Below are 15,517 nucleotides of genomic sequence, written 5' to 3'. Positions count from 1 at the left end.
ACCAACTTATTGCTGAAGTGTTTGTTTTTTGATTGTGACTGATTGACGATAAAAATATATGTCAGTAAAGCAGAATTAGCTGATAAGGTTTGGGAGTTGAAAATGTGAAATGAAGTATAAAGAGTTAACATCCGGAAAGTGAAGTAATGTGTGTAACAAAACGGGCTTTCCATTACTGAAAAGCCCGTTTTAATACAACAAACTAAGAGGTAAGTCTTAGTTCATGCCGTACTTTTTCAATTTCTTACGCAGAGTACCGCGGTTGATACCTAGCATGTTTGCTGCGCGAGTCTGGTTACCACGAGTGTGCTGCATAATGATATCGAGTAGAGGTGCTTCAACTTCGCTTAATACCATTTCATACACTTCTTCAGCTTCTTGGCCATCCATCTGAGCGAAAAAGTTAGTTACTGCACGCTTTACTGCGTCACGTAATAACTGAGGCTTGATAGTACCGTTAGCGGTTTCAATTTTGCCAACTGTAAGCTGATGAGTTTCTGTGTTAGTAGTCTGATCAAACATTCGTATTCTGCTCTTTAATTAATTCTGTGCAATTTTGTCAAAATAGCGTTCCACCATGGAACCCTGTTCTTCAACCGTTTCCAGCCGATTGAACTCGGCGCGAAATGGACGCTGTTCATCTTGGTCCAAATACCATCCAACATGCTTCCTAGCGAAACGTATCCCCTTATAATTACCATAAAGCGAGTATAAGTTGTTAAGGTGTTCCAGCATCACTTGACGCTTTTCATTCACCTCAACAGGCGCTAGTGTGCTACCTGTTGCCAGATAATGTTGTATTTCTCGGAAAATCCAAGGCCTTCCTTGGGCGCCTCGACCTATCATTAGAGCATCAACACCCGTGTGTTCGAGCACAAATTGTGCTTTCTCTGGGGTGGTGATATCTCCGTTAGCAATAACAGGGATCGAAATATTCTTTTTAATCGCCTTAATCGTGTCGTATTCAGCATTACCTTTATACATGCATTGCCTTGTTCGGCCGTGTACGGCTAAGGCGGCAATACCACAATCTTCAGCTATCTGGGCGATTTGAACACCATTCCTGTGTTCTGGTACCCAGCCAGTTCTAATTTTCAGTGTTACAGGTACATCGACTGCGGCAACAACGGCCTGTAAAATGCATTTTACGAGCACAGGGTCTTGCAGTAACGCTGAGCCTGCTAGCTTTCGATTCACTTTTTTTGCAGGGCAGCCCATATTAATATCAATGACTTGTGCGCCTTGTTGTACGTTGACAACAGCCGCATTAGCCATCAATTCAGGATCGGCACCTGCAATTTGTACTGATCGAATTCCATCTTCACCAGCATGAAGCATACGCTGGCGGCTTTTATCTGTATCCCAAACATCAGGATTGGATGAAAGCATTTCTGATACTGCCATAGCAGCACCATATCGAAGACAAAGATTTCTAAAAGCTTGGTCTGTGACACCTGCCATTGGTGCCACGATCAGCTGATTTTTCAGGTGATAGGGTCCAATTTGCATATCTGACATACCTTGCTCTTCAAAGGGGCGTCATAGTACGCCTTTTTTGAGTCAGTGAAAAGGTCAATAAATAACCTGAGCGAAACTTTTTTTCTTGACTTTTACAAGGGGAGAAGTCATCGGTAGTAAAGGAGCGTTTTCTCTAGCGCTATTTACGTATTCCTGTCAAGCGACTCCATTCTTCTTTGTGAGCTGGTTCGTCCATATCGAACCATTGATTATAAAAGTCAGAGACTTCCAATGCTTGCTCTTGCAGTAAGCCTGATAGCGCAAGTTGGCCTCCTGATTTTACTTTCTCTGCAATAAGTGGCGCGAGATCTTTAAGTGGACCAGCTAATATGTTGGCAACTAATATATCTGCTTTAAGCTCTTTAGGTTGATCTTCGGCAAGATATAATGTGAGCTGCTCTTCTACGCCATTACGCTGTGCATTTGCTTTAGAAGCGTCAATAGCCTGATAATCGATATCGATACCTGTCACTTTTGTTGCACCCAGCTTTAAAGCTGCAACCGCTAAAATACCCGAGCCACAACCAAAATCGATCACGTCCTTATTGTCAAAATTAAGGCTATCTAACCATTCTAGACACAAGGCAGTTGTTGGATGAGTCCCTGTTCCGAAAGCAAGGCCTGGATCGAGAATAATGTTAACGGCCGTAGGATCGGGTATCTCACGCCAGCTAGGGCATATCCATAAACGCTCACTAAACTTAATAGGATGGAAATTATCCATCCATTCTCGTTCCCAATCTTTATCTTCGACTTGCTCAATTTTATAACTAAAACTGTGGCCTAAGTATGGCTGTAATGCTAATGCTTCCACTACCAAATTTAGGTTGCGATCTGCTTCGAACAGTGCGGTGACTACGGTGTGGTTCCACAATGGGGTTTCGCCTAATGTAGGTTCATAAATTGGGGTATCTTTACCATCTTCTAAGGTAATAGATAGAGAACCTTCCTCCATTAATAGATCACTTAGTGCATCGGCGTGTTGATTGTCTGTATCAATTTTTAATTGGATCCAAGGCATGGGATTGTCTCGAGTAAATGCTGCAATTATAGGTATTATACCATGCAGTATTTAAAAGTAAGACAAATAAGAAATAGAGCCATCATGTTGAAGTTTACTATGCGGTGAGGTTGATAAATCATATTTAACATGATGATTATTTTTATGATGGGGTAAGTTTGAGCATGTGTCACTAAGTTAAAATATAAGCGTTTCTGACGCAAAAAAGCCACAACAAGTGTGGCTTTTATCGTTTTTACAACAGGAATGTTATCTAGCTTTTAGCGCGCTTCATCGCGGTGAAAAACTCATCGTTAGTCTTGGTCATTGCCAATTTATCGATAAGAAATTCCATGCCTGTGACTTCATCCATTGGATGTAAGATTTTACGTAAAATCCACATTTTCTGAAGTTCATCTGCTGTGGTTAGCTTTTCTTCACGACGTGTACCACTGCGATTAAAGTCAATAGCAGGGAAGACGCGTTTTTCAGCCGCTTTACGAGATAAATGTAACTCTTGGTTACCGGTACCTTTAAATTCTTCATAGATAACTTCATCCATCTTAGAGCCGGTATCAACTAATGCTGTGGCTATGATGGTTAAGCTCCCGCCGTGCTCAATATTACGCGCAGCACCGAAGAAACGTTTAGGGCGATGTAGTGCATTGGCATCGACACCACCAGTCAGTACTTTACCTGATGATGGAATGACAGTGTTGTAAGCACGTGCTAGGCGTGTGATCGAGTCGAGTAAGATGACAACATCTTTCTTGTGTTCAACTAAACGCTTAGCTTTTTCTATCACCATTTCAGCAACTTGTACATGTCGGCTCGCTGGTTCATCGAAGGTTGAAGCAATCACTTCTCCCTTAACCATGCGTTGCATCTCAGTCACTTCTTCTGGACGCTCATCAATCAGCAATACCATTAACACCACATCAGGGTTGTTGTAGGTAATGCTTTGAGCCATATTTTGTAAAAGCAGTGTTTTACCTGCTTTAGGTGGCGCAACAATGAGTCCACGTTGACCTTTACCAATTGGTGAGCATAGGTCAAGGATCCGTGAAGTAATATCTTCAGTCGAACCGTTACCACGTTCCATGCGTATGCGTTCTTCGGCATGTAGAGGCGTCAGGTTTTCGAATAAAATTTTTGTTCGAGAGTTTTCTGGTTTGTCAAAATTGACTTCGGATACTTTCAAAAGTGCGAAATAACGTTCGCCCTCTTTTGGAGGTCTAATTTTACCAAAAACAGAATCACCAGTCCGTAAACTGAAACGACGGATTTGGCTTGGAGATACATAAATATCATCAGGACCGGCTAGGTAAGAAGCGTCTCCACTTCGTAAAAAGCCAAATCCGTCCTGTAGAATTTCTAATACGCCACCACCGAAAATATCTTCACCGCTTTTGGCGTGGGCTTTTAGTATTGAAAATATAACATCCTGCTTTCGTGCTCGAGCAGGGTTTTCAACATTCATTTCTTGTGCGAGCAATACTAAATCTGAAATTGAGGTGTCTTTTAATTCTGATAAATTCATCGTAGATGGGTCTTTTTTATGCGAGATAAATGCTATTTTTATTCAATGATTATAAAAGGATGAATATTGAATGAATAGCGAAAAGTAGCTAGTTGGAAATAGGTCTGCTTATTAAAGTAGCACTATAGTCGCTGTGCGTCTAGGTATATTAGTTAAACTCGACAACATTTATTGAATAAGTGTTGTCGAAGGGCGCTTTTAGGGTATTTAATCGGTGATTTAATGTGCTTAAAGCGTGTTTAAGGCCGTATCAATAAACTCTTTAAGCTGAGTTTTAGAAAGAGCACCTACTTTTGTACTTGCAAGTTCACCATTTTTGAATATGAGTAAAGTCGGTATACCACGGACCCCATATTTAGCAGGTGAAACACTGTTAGCGTCAACATTCATTTTAGCGATTGTTACTTTATCGGCATATTCGTCGGCAATGTCATCTAGGATCGGTGCTATCATTTTGCAGGGCCCGCACCATTCCGCCCAAAAATCGACGACGACAGGTAATGCTGACTTTATTACGTCATTTTCAAAGCTATCGTCAGTGAGGTGTATTATTTTGTCGCTCATGATGTTCTCCAGTTGGGTGGCCATTGCTGGTTTGTTAATGGCTTAACCTGTATATTGGGCTTTGAAATAACTTTTCAAGGCCCAATTTCTTGCCTTTAATGCTAGTTTTTATAATTAGGCGCTATTTCAAACGATTGAGTTTCTTATTGCCCCCCTAACTGGTATGCTGCCGCTATGAGCGAAACACATTTATCAAATCAAAAGTTTGCCGACTTTTCTCTACATACAGAGATAAAAACAGCACTTAACGAGAGCGGTTTTGAATATTGCACACCGATTCAAGCCCTATCTTTACCTATTTTATTACAGAAAAAAGATATTGCGGGTCAAGCACAGACAGGAACGGGCAAAACACTTGCTTTTCTTGTTGCGACCTTTGAACATCTTCTTTCTACATCTATCCCTGAAGGCCGTCAGTTAAATCAGCCCAGAGCGATGATTATGGCGCCGACACGTGAATTGGCAATTCAAATAGCGAAAGACGCAGGATTACTCGCGAAACATACAGGTTTAAAAGTGGGTATTGTCTACGGTGGCGAAAGCTACGATACTCAACGTAAAGTGTTGGATCAAGGCATCGATATTCTTATTGGTACGACAGGCCGTATTATCGACTATGTGCGTCAAGGTGTTATTAATTTAAGTGCTATTCAAACTGTTGTTTTAGATGAAGCTGATCGTATGTTCGATCTTGGCTTTATTAAAGATATTCGATTTTTATTTAGGCGTATGCCTGATGCTAAATCACGTTTAAATATGCTGTTTTCAGCGACACTGTCGATGAAAGTACAAGAACTGGCTTATGATCATATGAATGAGCCTGAAAAAGTCGTTATATCACCCAATGAAAAGACCTCTAAAAATATTAAAGAGGAAATTTTCTACCCGTCTATGGATGAGAAAATTCGCCTTCTGCTCACCTTGATTGAAGAAGATTGGCCGGAAAAAGCGATTGTATTTTCCAATACTAAACACAGCTGTGAAAATGTTTGGTCATGGTTAGAAGGTGATGGGCATAGAGTTGGATTATTAACTGGCGATGTTCCTCAAAAGAAGCGTATTCGCATCCTTGAACAGTTTACCGAAGGTCAATTAGACATTCTTGTGGCGACGGATGTTGCGGCTCGTGGTTTGCATATATCAAATGTATCACATGTATATAACTATGATTTACCTGATGATTGTGAAGACTATGTACACCGAATCGGCCGGACAGGTCGTGCAGGGAAAAAGGGTGTTTCGGTCAGTTTTGCTTGCGAAGAGTATGCTTTAAACTTACCAGCGATTGAGGAATATATTACCCATTCTATTCCTGTGTCTAACTATGACAGTGAAGGGTTACTAGACGATATTCCTGCTCCGGTGCGAGTACATAGAAAACACAATCCTCGTCCTCAAGGGCGTAATGGTGCACGGCCTCAAAGTGGTAACCGTAGTGGTAATCGAAACAGTACACCACGTCGACATGATCAAGTACGCAGGCACTCTTAAATGGTTCATTAATGCCTAAAACACCTCTTTATGCTGCGATCACATTAGGATCGAATAGCTTTAATATGTTGGTTGCTAAGACGCTTGGTGGCCGCCCACATATTATTGCTAAATACAAACGTAAGGTTAGGCTTGCAGATGGGATCCTATATAATGGTTCCTTAAGTGAGGAGGTGTTATTACGTGGCTTGGATTGTTTATTCATGTTTAGCCATATGCTTAAAAAACACGCAATCCCTGCTGACAAGATTACTATTATTGCAACTGCAACGCTCAGAAATATCACCAACGCAGATGACTTCTGTCAGCGTGCGATCCCCATTTTAGGTTACCCTATTGAGATTATTTCAGGCATGCGTGAAGCTGAGCTTATTTATCAAGGTATGGTAGCAACGACGTCAGGAATAGGCCGCCGTTTAGTGATAGATATTGGTGGAGCAAGTACAGAGTTTATTATCGGTGATGGTGATACTGTCTTATTAAAAAATAGCTTAGCCATCGGTTGTGTGACTTTTAATCATAAGTTCTTTGCCTCTTTTCCATTCAAACAGTTAAATTTTGATGATGCCAACTCTGAAGTTAGATCAGTGCTGGGCGATCATTTGGGTGCACTTAAGCAATTAGGTTGGCATAGTGTTGTGGGTGCCTCTGGCAGTGTACAATCTGTGGCAGAGATCCTTGATAATAGAAAGTTGCCAGGTACGATCACATTGGATGTACTTAAACAATTAAAACAAGAAGTGTTATCTCAATCATCTGCTTCAATGCTTGATATTCTTGGCATTAGCGAAGAGAGAGCTCCCACTTTTGCTGCTGGATTGTCTATTTTACTTGCTCTATTTGACTTGCTTGAAATTGATAGCTTACATTTATCTGGTGGAGCCTTGAGAGAAGGCGTACTGGTTATGTTATCTAAACGATAGCGGTAGATCATTTCACTATTTTTCTGAGATCGACGTCTAAAGAATGCTTTGTCGTTCTATGATAAGACCTAATCCCTTGCTTTTTGATTGTTGCTCTTTACTATTATACCCAGCTATTTCAAGATGCTCATTTCAGAGTCTCGGTAGGATAGCTTAGCAAGACAGCGATTGAGATAATGGCTATTCGCTTCTTGATATCGATGCAGGTATTTTACGGCAACTGTCACAGGGCAAAAAGCACCTTATTTCTTCGTTATGAAATATTGAATTACGACTATATGGACATAGGAGGTACGAGGCCATTGATGGCAAAAGGTAAAGTAATACAGGATCAATTAACGTCCTCGAACCCTGTCACTTCCCGGCAGGCAGATCCCTGCATTATGAGGTAGTTTGGGTATATACGAATTAAATTGCGGTATTTCTCTATGATAGCCACCGCACCATGTTCTGATTATGAGCCCTGTTATACCAATTGCATTAAATCGTTATTCATTCAACAGAAATTCAAAGCCCTGAAAGAAAGGACTATTTTTGCTCCTGTATCCATACAGTCGTATATCTAAATCATTCAACACAGCATGCAGAGCTTTGAAAACCAACTTATAGGAGACTTTCAAATATTGTACTGCTTTGCATTGAACAGTTTGAGATCCTTTGAATAGAAATCAGCGTATGAATATTGAATTGGTTGTAACCAAGCGTTCTCTGATTAATAGCGCTTGATTAAAGTCAGTGAATCTAAATCAAGCAGCTTAGCTTTGCCCGAAGATATCAAAATATCAGTATTGAATGCGCTTAAGGTATCCAGTATAGGAAGTTCATCAGGAGTCATTATCTGGCTTAACCTTGCTAATGCTTCTATGCCTAGGCTGGACTCTACACTTGAGCTGATTATCATCCGAACACCAGCATGTTGGGCTTGAACTTGTAGAGCCTGTAGCTTTTCAAGATTGCCGAAAAGCATAGGGTTAACGATTAAGGCGATCAGTCCATCTTGCATAGTAAATTGGTAATTAGGGTCATTTAAGCTTTCGTCTAAGGCCCAGGGCATTTCTATGGCATGATAAAAGCTTTGATTCTTTCTGGGATCGATACAGGGCTCTTCAATATACTCAATGGCGTGCAGTGGCAGACAAGCGGCAAACTCTATTGCTTGTTCTAGCTCGAAACCTCGATTGGCAGCTAGTCTGAGTTTGAGCTCTGGGCGTACGGCTAAAATGCCATGAATGAGTTGAATGTCCTCTTCTAGTGAGGTTTGAGCCACGTTGACTTTAATTGAATGTGTATTTAGTGGCAATGAATGAATTCGCTCTTGGATCATAGCCAAAGATTCATGTTTCTCTGGATAGATAAGAGGGATAGATCTCATTGTTTCTAAAGATATACGCTGACCGATTAACTGTCCCCTGAATTTGGTATTAAGTAAGCTTAATCCAAAAGCGAGAGAGGGGAGTTGAGTTTGCTGACTTAATTCGAGCAAGCTGCCCAGTGATAGGCCAATAAGCTGCGGCAAGGTCTGTTCTATTTCATTAATGACTTGTTCTAGGCTTTCCTTGCTAAACCCTATTATAGGGTTATCTTCTATATCTTGACCCGATAGAGGGCTTATTTCAACTTGTTCAATACAAGGTAGCATGGTGTCATCTAACGCATTTATTTTAAGGATAAGACCTTGACGAATATCTATTTTTTGCTTCCCTACTGAGAGTGATTTATCTAGTGGGACCTGATATTGATAGAGCTCGATAGTATTGATCTTCAAAGTGCTTCCTCGGGTAATATCTGGATTAGCCTATGGCTGTTATTTTTAGGGTAAGCCAAGTGTACGTTGTGGCCAGTTTTATTCGTGTGTGTATCTTGATTTGTGCTCGTTTCTACTAATGTACAGCTAAGGCTAAAAATTTGTGGTTATTACTGCCGAGAAAACGATGAACCATCACCAGTACTGGGTTTGAACTATTTCCGTAACAAGCTACCGCTAACATGAGTTTAGTGTAATGATGCTTGTTAGTTCATAGGTGTTCATTAGCTTTGTTTAATCCAATTAGCGACGCGGGTAATTTGTTTGCTGGCTTGCTCTTGTCCTATGATAACTTCGATAACAGAAGTGCCATGATATCCAATGGCATCTTGATAGGCGTCGATGAACCCTTCTAGATCTTCAACTCGGTTGTAGGGTAAGCCAAACATAGCGGCACCATAACCGAATTCAAGTCCATGAGGGAGACGATAATAATCATTCCTAAGTTTCTCATCAGGTATAGGCAGTAAATTAAAAATGTTGCCGCCATCATTGTTTAAAATAACAATCACTAACGGGCTAGTACTTGTTCTGGCTATGGCTAAAGAGTTTAGATCATGGAGTTGAGATAGGTCGCCGATAATTAACGTCGTAGCCGTACCTTTGTGTTTAGCAACACCGCAAGCGGTGGCGAGTAGGCCATCGATGCCTGATGCACCACGATTAGTAAAAACAGCACCTTGCTCTGTAGTGATAGGGGCAAACATGTCGTACAGACGTATAGGTAAGCTGTTGCCAATAAGCAATTGCTGCTGCTTGTTCTGTGATTTTGCAATCGTACGAATGATCATGGCTTCGCCAAATTCAGCATTATCTATCTGCTGTTCGAACAGTTCTTCTAATCTGTCGTTGAGTAATGTCAGTTGAAGAGCCCAGTTTGCATCTGATGATCGAGGCCATGAAAGTGCTGTTAATTCTTCAATACTGGCATGCCAGATTTGTTTCGCATTATGACTGGGATCAAGTCTCATTTGTTCTGGTAATATTTGCCAGTAGCTCTTCCATTTATGTTCAGCAAGATAATCAACAAGATGCTTAGAAAGTAAACGACCTCCTACAACGAGGACGCGTTCGGCTTGCATTAAGAGGGTTTTGGCTTTCGGTTGATGCAGCAATTGGTCGATATGACCAATGACACCAGGATGTTGCCTGAGCTGAGATTGTGCGTCAGTGAGTAATGGCCAACCTAGTTTTTGAGACAGAGTGATTAATGCTTCGGGGTTTTCTTGTGGTGAGTGAATACCGACAATGATCACTCCCTTACCGTGAACAAAGCGCATCATAGTCTCTTGACTCGGAAGACTCACTAAGCTCGATTTTCCATACTGATTGTAAGCGTTGCTGGTGTGTTGCCAGTTACCTAAGGTGTTTAGATACTGAGAAAAATCAGCACTCATTGTTGCGGGGTAAAGAGGCTCTCTGTACATGCAGTTGATATGAACTGGCTGGTTTTGATTACTGATAGCTTCGTCCAGCAAGGTTAGCAATGCTTCTGGGCGTATGCTCACATCGGGTGTTGGTAGGTTTATCTGTTTTGCATATTGAGCAAAAATCGCTAGTTGAGTGATAGCCTGATTGGCTCCGCAATCGATCAATTCTGGTGGTGTGTCAGCAGATAACACAATTAAAGGCACACGGGTTAACCAAGCTTCAATCACTGCCGGATACAGATTGGCAACAGCGGTCCCTGAAGTGGTAATAATGGCAACCGGCGTTTGGCTCGCTTTGGCTAGGCCAAGAGCCATAAAACCAAGGCCACGCTCATCGAAATGCTGATGTTGTTTTAATTTAGTTTGTTTTGCTGCTGCTAAAGTTAGCGGAGTTGATCGAGATCCTGGCGCCATGCATATATGTTGCACGCCTAAGCGAGAAAGCTCTTCTAAAATGAGCGTGCCCCACAGCAGGTTTAATTCGGCTTTTTTGTTGGTTTGCATGAATAGCTACCTGAAATTTGGTTAATGCACGACTAAATGGGGTTATGAAGTAGAGCGAGGCAGGATACTAGATACGAGAAGTACTTAACGACCTTGAACGCTATTACTGCACGACAGACTGAATTCTGCCACTACACCAGAGATGATTTGTACATAGTGTACCCCTATTCAGTTTAAAGGAAAATTGTTTAGCTATCATTATCCAATCCATTCGCTCATTACAACGTGGGTTTTAATCTTGATAATATCGGTTTGAACCTCAATGTTTTCACGTATTTCGTGCAGTCGTTTCATTGAATTAGCTTGTACATAAACAAGTAAATCCATATCGCCAGTGATCCCTCGGCAGGTGATCACTTCGGGAATAGCTTGAAAAACGTGCACGACATCGGCGCATCTAGGGCGTTGATGTTGGATTTCGAAATAGGCTGACACTCCCTCTTTTTGTGATTCGCTCAGTAGTACCTGATAACCACGAATAATGCCTTGTTGTTCTAATTTTTTAATTCGTTCAGATACCGCCGAACGTGACAAATTAACGGTTCCTGCGATGTGAGATACGCTTTGACGAGCGTCCTGTCTTAAGCAACCAATGATGGCTTTATCGAATTTATCCAAGTGATTAGTTTCCATAGTTCAAAAATAGATAGCGAGTTATTTATGTAAGCTTGTGTGCACTCACCGCCATTTTGTCGGCAAAAGAGGTTAAAGCCAATATTATGGCAGCGTAAGCAGTATGTTTGTCTGTTGATGACGTCAGTTTGCAGCTATGTAAACGCTTATACTGAGCTTATCAATATCAAGGTATGACTACAAACTTATGGTACTCAATGATAGTGGCAACATTTATTTTGTGTATTGCTGTCAGTCGTTGTTTTAGTCATTAAGGAACGTGAAATGAATTCAAGTAGTAAGGGAACAATAGGTCGCTGGCAAGGTGCAGGGTTAATGGCAACAACCTTACTAGGGACTGGAGTATTTATTTTGCCACAGATGACCATAGAAGTTGCTGGAAGTGGGGCATTAATTGCGTGGCTAATACTGACTTTGGCTATTATTCCTGTCACTCTGGTTTTTGGTCGTTTGGCAAGTCTTTATCCCCATGCCGCTGGACCTGCTTACTTCGTGGAAAAAGCATTTGGACAAACGTTAGGTCGAACGATAGGCTTGCTCTTCTTACTTGTGGTGCCAGTGGGGGCACCTGTTGCCATCATAATGACATTTCAATTTGTTAATGCATTAGTGTCTATTTCTGGTTGGGCACAAGTTGCAACGGAGCTGATGTTGCTAGGTATCTTGTGTGTGTTGAATTTTCGAGGTATTCAGGTTTCTGCGAAATTGCAGTTTACATTGACATTAGCCATCGTCTCTGTAGTGGTTGCATTATTTGGTGCTGGAGGCATGAATTTGTCTGATATGAAGTCATTTTCCATGAATGTCAATCCAGATGTAAGCTTGATTATGGCCGCTTCAGGCATTGCTTTTTGGAGCTTTCTCGGGGTTGAAGCAATGACGCATCTGGCCAATGATTTTCGTCATCCTGAGAAAGACATGATCCCAGCTATGATGATAGGCACTGTTTTGGTTGGTTTCGTTTATCTTGCTTGTACCTTCCTCTTACTCATGCTGCCAAGTACTGCCAATGTCGCGATGGTGGGTGTGTTTGATGTACTATTTGGTGGTTACGGCGCTCAAGTGGTCGGTGTTCTCGGTATTGCGAGTGGGCTAGCTACTGTTAATGTCTATACGGCGAGTTTGTCTCGTTTGGTGTGGAGTTTGAGTACAGAAGGGGTATTACCAAAATATTTTACTCATCTTAATCAATATAAAGTACCAGTTAGGGCTTTAAATGCTATTTTGAGCATAATGGCTGTGGTGATTGTATTGGCCTATGTGAGCGAACAGGAATTAGCACAGCTGATTGCTTGGAGTAATGGTGTATTTGTGATTATTTATCTGGCTTCTATGTTCGCGGCAGTTAAATTGCTGAGTCGACGTTTTCTTCCTTTGGTGTGCTTAAGTGCTGGGCTGTGTCTGTTGCTGGCGAGTGCACTTGGACTGAATATGGTTTATGCCTTGTTGTTAACTGCTGGCTTATATCCATTTTTGTGGTGGCAGAAAGTCCATTTAATGCGCATTCAATGTATTAGAGGATAGTGCAAATATCTTCAGCTTGGTTTTTGATTGTTGATGAGTGGGCTTGTACTAATCTTTCTCAATAGCAAGGTTGCGCATTTGAATCAACTCACTGTGCTTAAGGTAGAGGAGTTCAGCTGTACGGCGAATAATTTGATCTTCATATCGACATAGGTGACCATCAGAGTAGGCGAGCTTCCACATCGATAAGATGAGTTTTTGTTTTTGTTGAACATTAAATCGTTGATTAATTTCGTTAGTAAATTCATACAGTGAAGTTGAACTTGCTTGTCTTTTGGTTGCTTCTTCGATGAGATCTTCAGCTTCAGAAGGCGCCAAGCGCAATGTAGAGGTTAATATAGAGGGCAATAATACTTGTTCTTCTTTTGAGAGTGTTTCATCAGCAAAAACAACCTCAAGTAATAGGCTCACAGCGGCTAAGTTGAGGTTATGTTCTTGCTCTTCTGGCGTCAAAGCTTGGGAGTGTGAAGTTAAAAATTGTTTCAATTTTGCGATCATTAACAGATCCACCAATAAGTCATTAGATTAAATAAGTTTAGATTATTAGAGTCTAGGAGAGCGGATGAGTTCATCTTATCTTCATTAATAAAAAGATAAGATGAATGATAATGTTGAATCAATTGATTAAAGAATGGCACTTAAGCCTTTCATTAATAGGTCACTTGTCCCATCACCTGCATTAGTATCTAAATAACCTTTTACTATATTTATCATCGGGGCAGCGAGTTCTTTGGATATTCCCAATTTTGCGAACGCATCATACACTTGCGCTCCACCTTGCAATGATGCACCAAGGTCGCCAGTTTGTGAAAGTATGCCTGATAAACCAGACTTATTGTCTATTTCAGGTGTTGCAGAGAGTAATTCATCGACATTAGGAATAGCAGTGGAAATAGAGCTGAAGTCCCCCCCATCTAATGACGATTTAGCCAAAGTTAATAGGCTGCCTAGTCCGCCTTCTGCTTGAGATTGGCTTAGTCCGAGTTGAGACATTATATTACTGACAAGATCGGTGTCTTGGGGTTGTGTTACAGCAGGCTTCACCTCCTCTTTGGCAAAGAGATCATCAAACCAACTTGCAGTAGCGGGTATTGTTAGTAGGCTGCAGCTTATCAGTAAACTAAACGTTGTGACTCGTTTCATATTTGTCATTCCTATAATGTATAAATCGAATTTACACTACTATTCTAGCTTTTTTAATATAAGCAAAGGAGCATTATTTACTCTTGATACTAGGGTATGTTGATCTTTCATGGTTGTTTTTGCAAGGGGGTGTTGATTTTTTATACAAGGCAGGATTTGTGTAGTCAGTTATTTTACAGAAGTGACAGCATAGTAGAAAGGGTCAGCGAACCTTGTACTAGCGCTCATCTCAATGGATTTATTGCTGTGTTGCGGGCTTTTTACTTAATCCATTGAGATTGAGCAAAATTCAAGCTCGAAAGATAAATAGACCCTAGATAACGATTACTAAGCTATCGATAATTGAGCTGTGCAAAAAAACTGATTTTTGGGTATCCTATTCCTCTATTAATATATTTACTTTTATCTACTGGAAATTTGCATGTCATTGTCCGCGATATTTAGCGAAGCTTATAACTTCTTTCGCAATCATATTAGTCAGTTAGCAGCTCTTACTATTCCAATATTGTTCATTCAAGTGAGCATTCAGCTGTGGCTGGGAATGGAAATGATGAATATTGATATGGAGAATCCACAATTCAGTGGCCTCCATATGGTAGCTGTTATGGCACTTTTATTGGTATTTTCATTTCTCATTGCAACATTAACGATTTTTCTTGAACTACGTTCACAGGGCCATGAAGCCAATACTGCTTTAATCCTTAAAACTAGTCTGAACTTTGTACCAGGGTTATTGCTCGCAGGTGTTCTTTCTGGTTTGATGATCCTTGCTCCAGTGATGCTATTTGCCGCATTTGGTCCCTTATGGTTGGTTGGACTGACGATGAGCATCTATGTCTTTGCTAGGCTTACCTATGTGAATTTCATGGTTGTCGTTGAGCGACTGACTCCTTTAGAGGCGATCAAAGGGAGTTTTAAACTCAGTGGACCCATTGCTTTTAAAACATTAATGGTGTTGATGTTATACATCCCCATCTCTCTGATAGGAGGATCACTTTCAACTTTAGCTCAAGCAGTAGGTTTCCCGCTACAGTTAATGGTTGAAGTGCTCGTGGCGTTTCTAGGGTTGTTTGTTAACATCGCTCTGTTTCGAATCTATATGATTGCAGGCTCTAAATCGACTGATTAGCTTCAGAATAGGTTGCTGAGTATGATTTTCTCTAGGGTGCTTACTCAGCGATTGTTGTTCTATTAGGGCGGTACTTGTGTCTGGCAATGCCCCCTTATTTAATTTTATGATTAAAACGACTTAACTCATGATGATATTTCCATACCCTGCAAATTATCTGCTAGAAATAGATACCCAATGATGTGAATTTCGTATCAGTTTTGATGGCCAAGCTAAATAGCAAAAAACTGCTATTCTTACCGATATGCTCAAGAACAGTAGTGAACCCTAATAAACTAACTATTCAATCCATTACGTGCCTTCTTTGTGATAAA

14 protein-coding genes are annotated in these 15,517 nt (G+C 40.9%); 4 read left to right on the top strand and 10 right to left on the bottom strand.

The genetic code is table 11. The features are described from left to right. Nucleotides 1-216 precede the first annotated feature (216 nt). The 5 genes from fis to trxA form a co-directional block, all read right to left on the bottom strand. Nucleotides 217-522 (bottom strand): DNA-binding transcriptional regulator Fis, encoded by a 306-nt coding sequence (fis, locus tag HQQ94_RS21445; protein ID WP_005496187.1) that lies wholly within the window; start codon nucleotides 520-522, stop codon nucleotides 217-219. Between the two features lie 18 nt (nucleotides 523-540). Next, on the bottom strand, nucleotides 541-1,509 hold the full coding sequence (dusB, locus tag HQQ94_RS21440; protein ID WP_173296762.1) for a tRNA dihydrouridine synthase DusB: 969 nt from the start codon (nucleotides 1,507-1,509) through the stop codon (nucleotides 541-543). A gap of 148 nt (nucleotides 1,510-1,657) precedes the next feature. Next, nucleotides 1,658-2,539 (bottom strand): 50S ribosomal protein L11 methyltransferase, encoded by an 882-nt coding sequence (gene prmA / locus HQQ94_RS21435; protein ID WP_173296321.1) that lies wholly within the window; start codon nucleotides 2,537-2,539, stop codon nucleotides 1,658-1,660. A 253-nt stretch (nucleotides 2,540-2,792) separates the two neighbouring features. Further along, entirely contained in the window at nucleotides 2,793-4,058 is a 1,266-nt protein-coding gene (gene rho / locus HQQ94_RS21430) for a transcription termination factor Rho (RefSeq protein WP_173296320.1), read from the bottom strand. Between the two features lie 228 nt (nucleotides 4,059-4,286). Further along, nucleotides 4,287-4,622 carry a thioredoxin TrxA gene (trxA, locus tag HQQ94_RS21425; protein ID WP_173296319.1) on the bottom strand — a complete coding sequence of 112 codons (336 nt, stop codon included), beginning with the start codon at nucleotides 4,620-4,622 and terminating at the stop codon, nucleotides 4,287-4,289. A 174-nt stretch (nucleotides 4,623-4,796) separates the two neighbouring features. On the opposite strand from trxA, the gene rhlB reads away from it, so the two are divergent. Together rhlB and HQQ94_RS21415 are read left to right on the top strand one after the other, a co-directional pair. After that, the gene (rhlB, locus tag HQQ94_RS21420; RefSeq protein WP_173296318.1) at nucleotides 4,797-6,113 is read left to right on the top strand and encodes an ATP-dependent RNA helicase RhlB; all 1,317 of its coding nucleotides are present in this window, start codon (nucleotides 4,797-4,799) and stop codon (nucleotides 6,111-6,113) included. An 11-nt stretch (nucleotides 6,114-6,124) separates the two neighbouring features. Continuing rightward, complete coding sequence (locus HQQ94_RS21415; RefSeq protein ID WP_173296317.1) at nucleotides 6,125-7,036, top strand: exopolyphosphatase; 912 nt, start codon at nucleotides 6,125-6,127, stop codon at nucleotides 7,034-7,036. 712 nt (nucleotides 7,037-7,748) lie between these two features. Here the strand turns inward: HQQ94_RS21415 and menC are convergent. The 3 genes from menC to HQQ94_RS21400 form a co-directional block, all read right to left on the bottom strand. Continuing rightward, entirely contained in the window at nucleotides 7,749-8,801 is a 1,053-nt protein-coding gene (gene menC, locus HQQ94_RS21410) for an o-succinylbenzoate synthase (protein ID WP_173296316.1), read from the bottom strand. Between the two features lie 263 nt (nucleotides 8,802-9,064). Next, nucleotides 9,065-10,774: a 2-succinyl-5-enolpyruvyl-6-hydroxy-3-cyclohexene-1-carboxylic-acid synthase gene (menD, locus tag HQQ94_RS21405; RefSeq protein WP_173296315.1), complete on the bottom strand. Its 1,710-nt coding sequence runs from the start codon at nucleotides 10,772-10,774 to the stop codon at nucleotides 9,065-9,067. A 198-nt stretch (nucleotides 10,775-10,972) separates the two neighbouring features. Further along, the gene (locus HQQ94_RS21400; protein WP_173296314.1) at nucleotides 10,973-11,392 is read right to left on the bottom strand and encodes an Lrp/AsnC family transcriptional regulator; all 420 of its coding nucleotides are present in this window, start codon (nucleotides 11,390-11,392) and stop codon (nucleotides 10,973-10,975) included. Between the two features lie 279 nt (nucleotides 11,393-11,671). On the opposite strand from HQQ94_RS21400, the gene yjeH reads away from it, so the two are divergent. Beyond that, nucleotides 11,672-12,931, top strand: a complete 1,260-nt coding sequence (gene yjeH, locus HQQ94_RS21395) for an L-methionine/branched-chain amino acid transporter (RefSeq protein WP_173296313.1) — start codon at nucleotides 11,672-11,674, stop codon at nucleotides 12,929-12,931. 48 nt (nucleotides 12,932-12,979) lie between these two features. Here the strand turns inward: yjeH and HQQ94_RS21390 are convergent, their stop codons facing one another. Beyond that, entirely contained in the window at nucleotides 12,980-13,429 is a 450-nt protein-coding gene (locus HQQ94_RS21390; protein ID WP_173296312.1) for a TerB family tellurite resistance protein, read from the bottom strand. A gap of 126 nt (nucleotides 13,430-13,555) precedes the next feature. After that, nucleotides 13,556-14,074: a DUF2780 domain-containing protein gene (locus HQQ94_RS21385; RefSeq protein WP_173296311.1), complete on the bottom strand. Its 519-nt coding sequence runs from the start codon at nucleotides 14,072-14,074 to the stop codon at nucleotides 13,556-13,558. 421 nt (nucleotides 14,075-14,495) lie between these two features. On the opposite strand from HQQ94_RS21385, the gene HQQ94_RS21380 reads away from it, so the two are divergent. Then, nucleotides 14,496-15,203, top strand: coding sequence for a hypothetical protein (locus HQQ94_RS21380; RefSeq protein ID WP_173296310.1), 708 nt, complete (start codon nucleotides 14,496-14,498; stop codon nucleotides 15,201-15,203). The last annotated feature ends 314 nt before the right edge of the window (nucleotides 15,204-15,517 follow it).

The organism is Shewanella sp. VB17 (assembly GCF_013248905.1).
GTDB lineage: Bacteria > Pseudomonadota > Gammaproteobacteria > Enterobacterales > Shewanellaceae > Shewanella.
Note: the sequence above shows the minus strand (reverse complement) of the source record. Positions and strands in the feature narration are given on the sequence as shown.

What these genes read in the sequence shown, in the direction of transcription:
- fis (WP_005496187.1), bottom strand. Translation starts at nt 522, where the DNA reads ATGTTTGATCAGACTACTAACACAGAAACTCATCAGCTTACAGTTGGC.
- dusB (WP_173296762.1), bottom strand. Translation starts at nt 1,509, where the DNA reads ATGCAAATTGGACCCTATCACCTGAAAAATCAGCTGATCGTGGCACCA.
- prmA (WP_173296321.1), bottom strand. Translation starts at nt 2,539, where the DNA reads ATGCCTTGGATCCAATTAAAAATTGATACAGACAATCAACACGCCGAT.
- rho (WP_173296320.1), bottom strand. Translation starts at nt 4,058, where the DNA reads ATGAATTTATCAGAATTAAAAGACACCTCAATTTCAGATTTAGTATTG.
- trxA (WP_173296319.1), bottom strand. Translation starts at nt 4,622, where the DNA reads ATGAGCGACAAAATAATACACCTCACTGACGATAGCTTTGAAAATGAC.
- rhlB (WP_173296318.1), top strand. Translation starts at nt 4,797, where the DNA reads ATGAGCGAAACACATTTATCAAATCAAAAGTTTGCCGACTTTTCTCTA.
- HQQ94_RS21415 (WP_173296317.1), top strand. Translation starts at nt 6,125, where the DNA reads ATGCCTAAAACACCTCTTTATGCTGCGATCACATTAGGATCGAATAGC.
- menD (WP_173296315.1), bottom strand. Translation starts at nt 10,774, where the DNA reads ATGCAAACCAACAAAAAAGCCGAATTAAACCTGCTGTGGGGCACGCTC.
- yjeH (WP_173296313.1), top strand. Translation starts at nt 11,672, where the DNA reads ATGAATTCAAGTAGTAAGGGAACAATAGGTCGCTGGCAAGGTGCAGGG.
- HQQ94_RS21390 (WP_173296312.1), bottom strand. Translation starts at nt 13,429, where the DNA reads ATGATCGCAAAATTGAAACAATTTTTAACTTCACACTCCCAAGCTTTG.
- HQQ94_RS21385 (WP_173296311.1), bottom strand. Translation starts at nt 14,074, where the DNA reads ATGAAACGAGTCACAACGTTTAGTTTACTGATAAGCTGCAGCCTACTA.
- HQQ94_RS21380 (WP_173296310.1), top strand. Translation starts at nt 14,496, where the DNA reads ATGTCATTGTCCGCGATATTTAGCGAAGCTTATAACTTCTTTCGCAAT.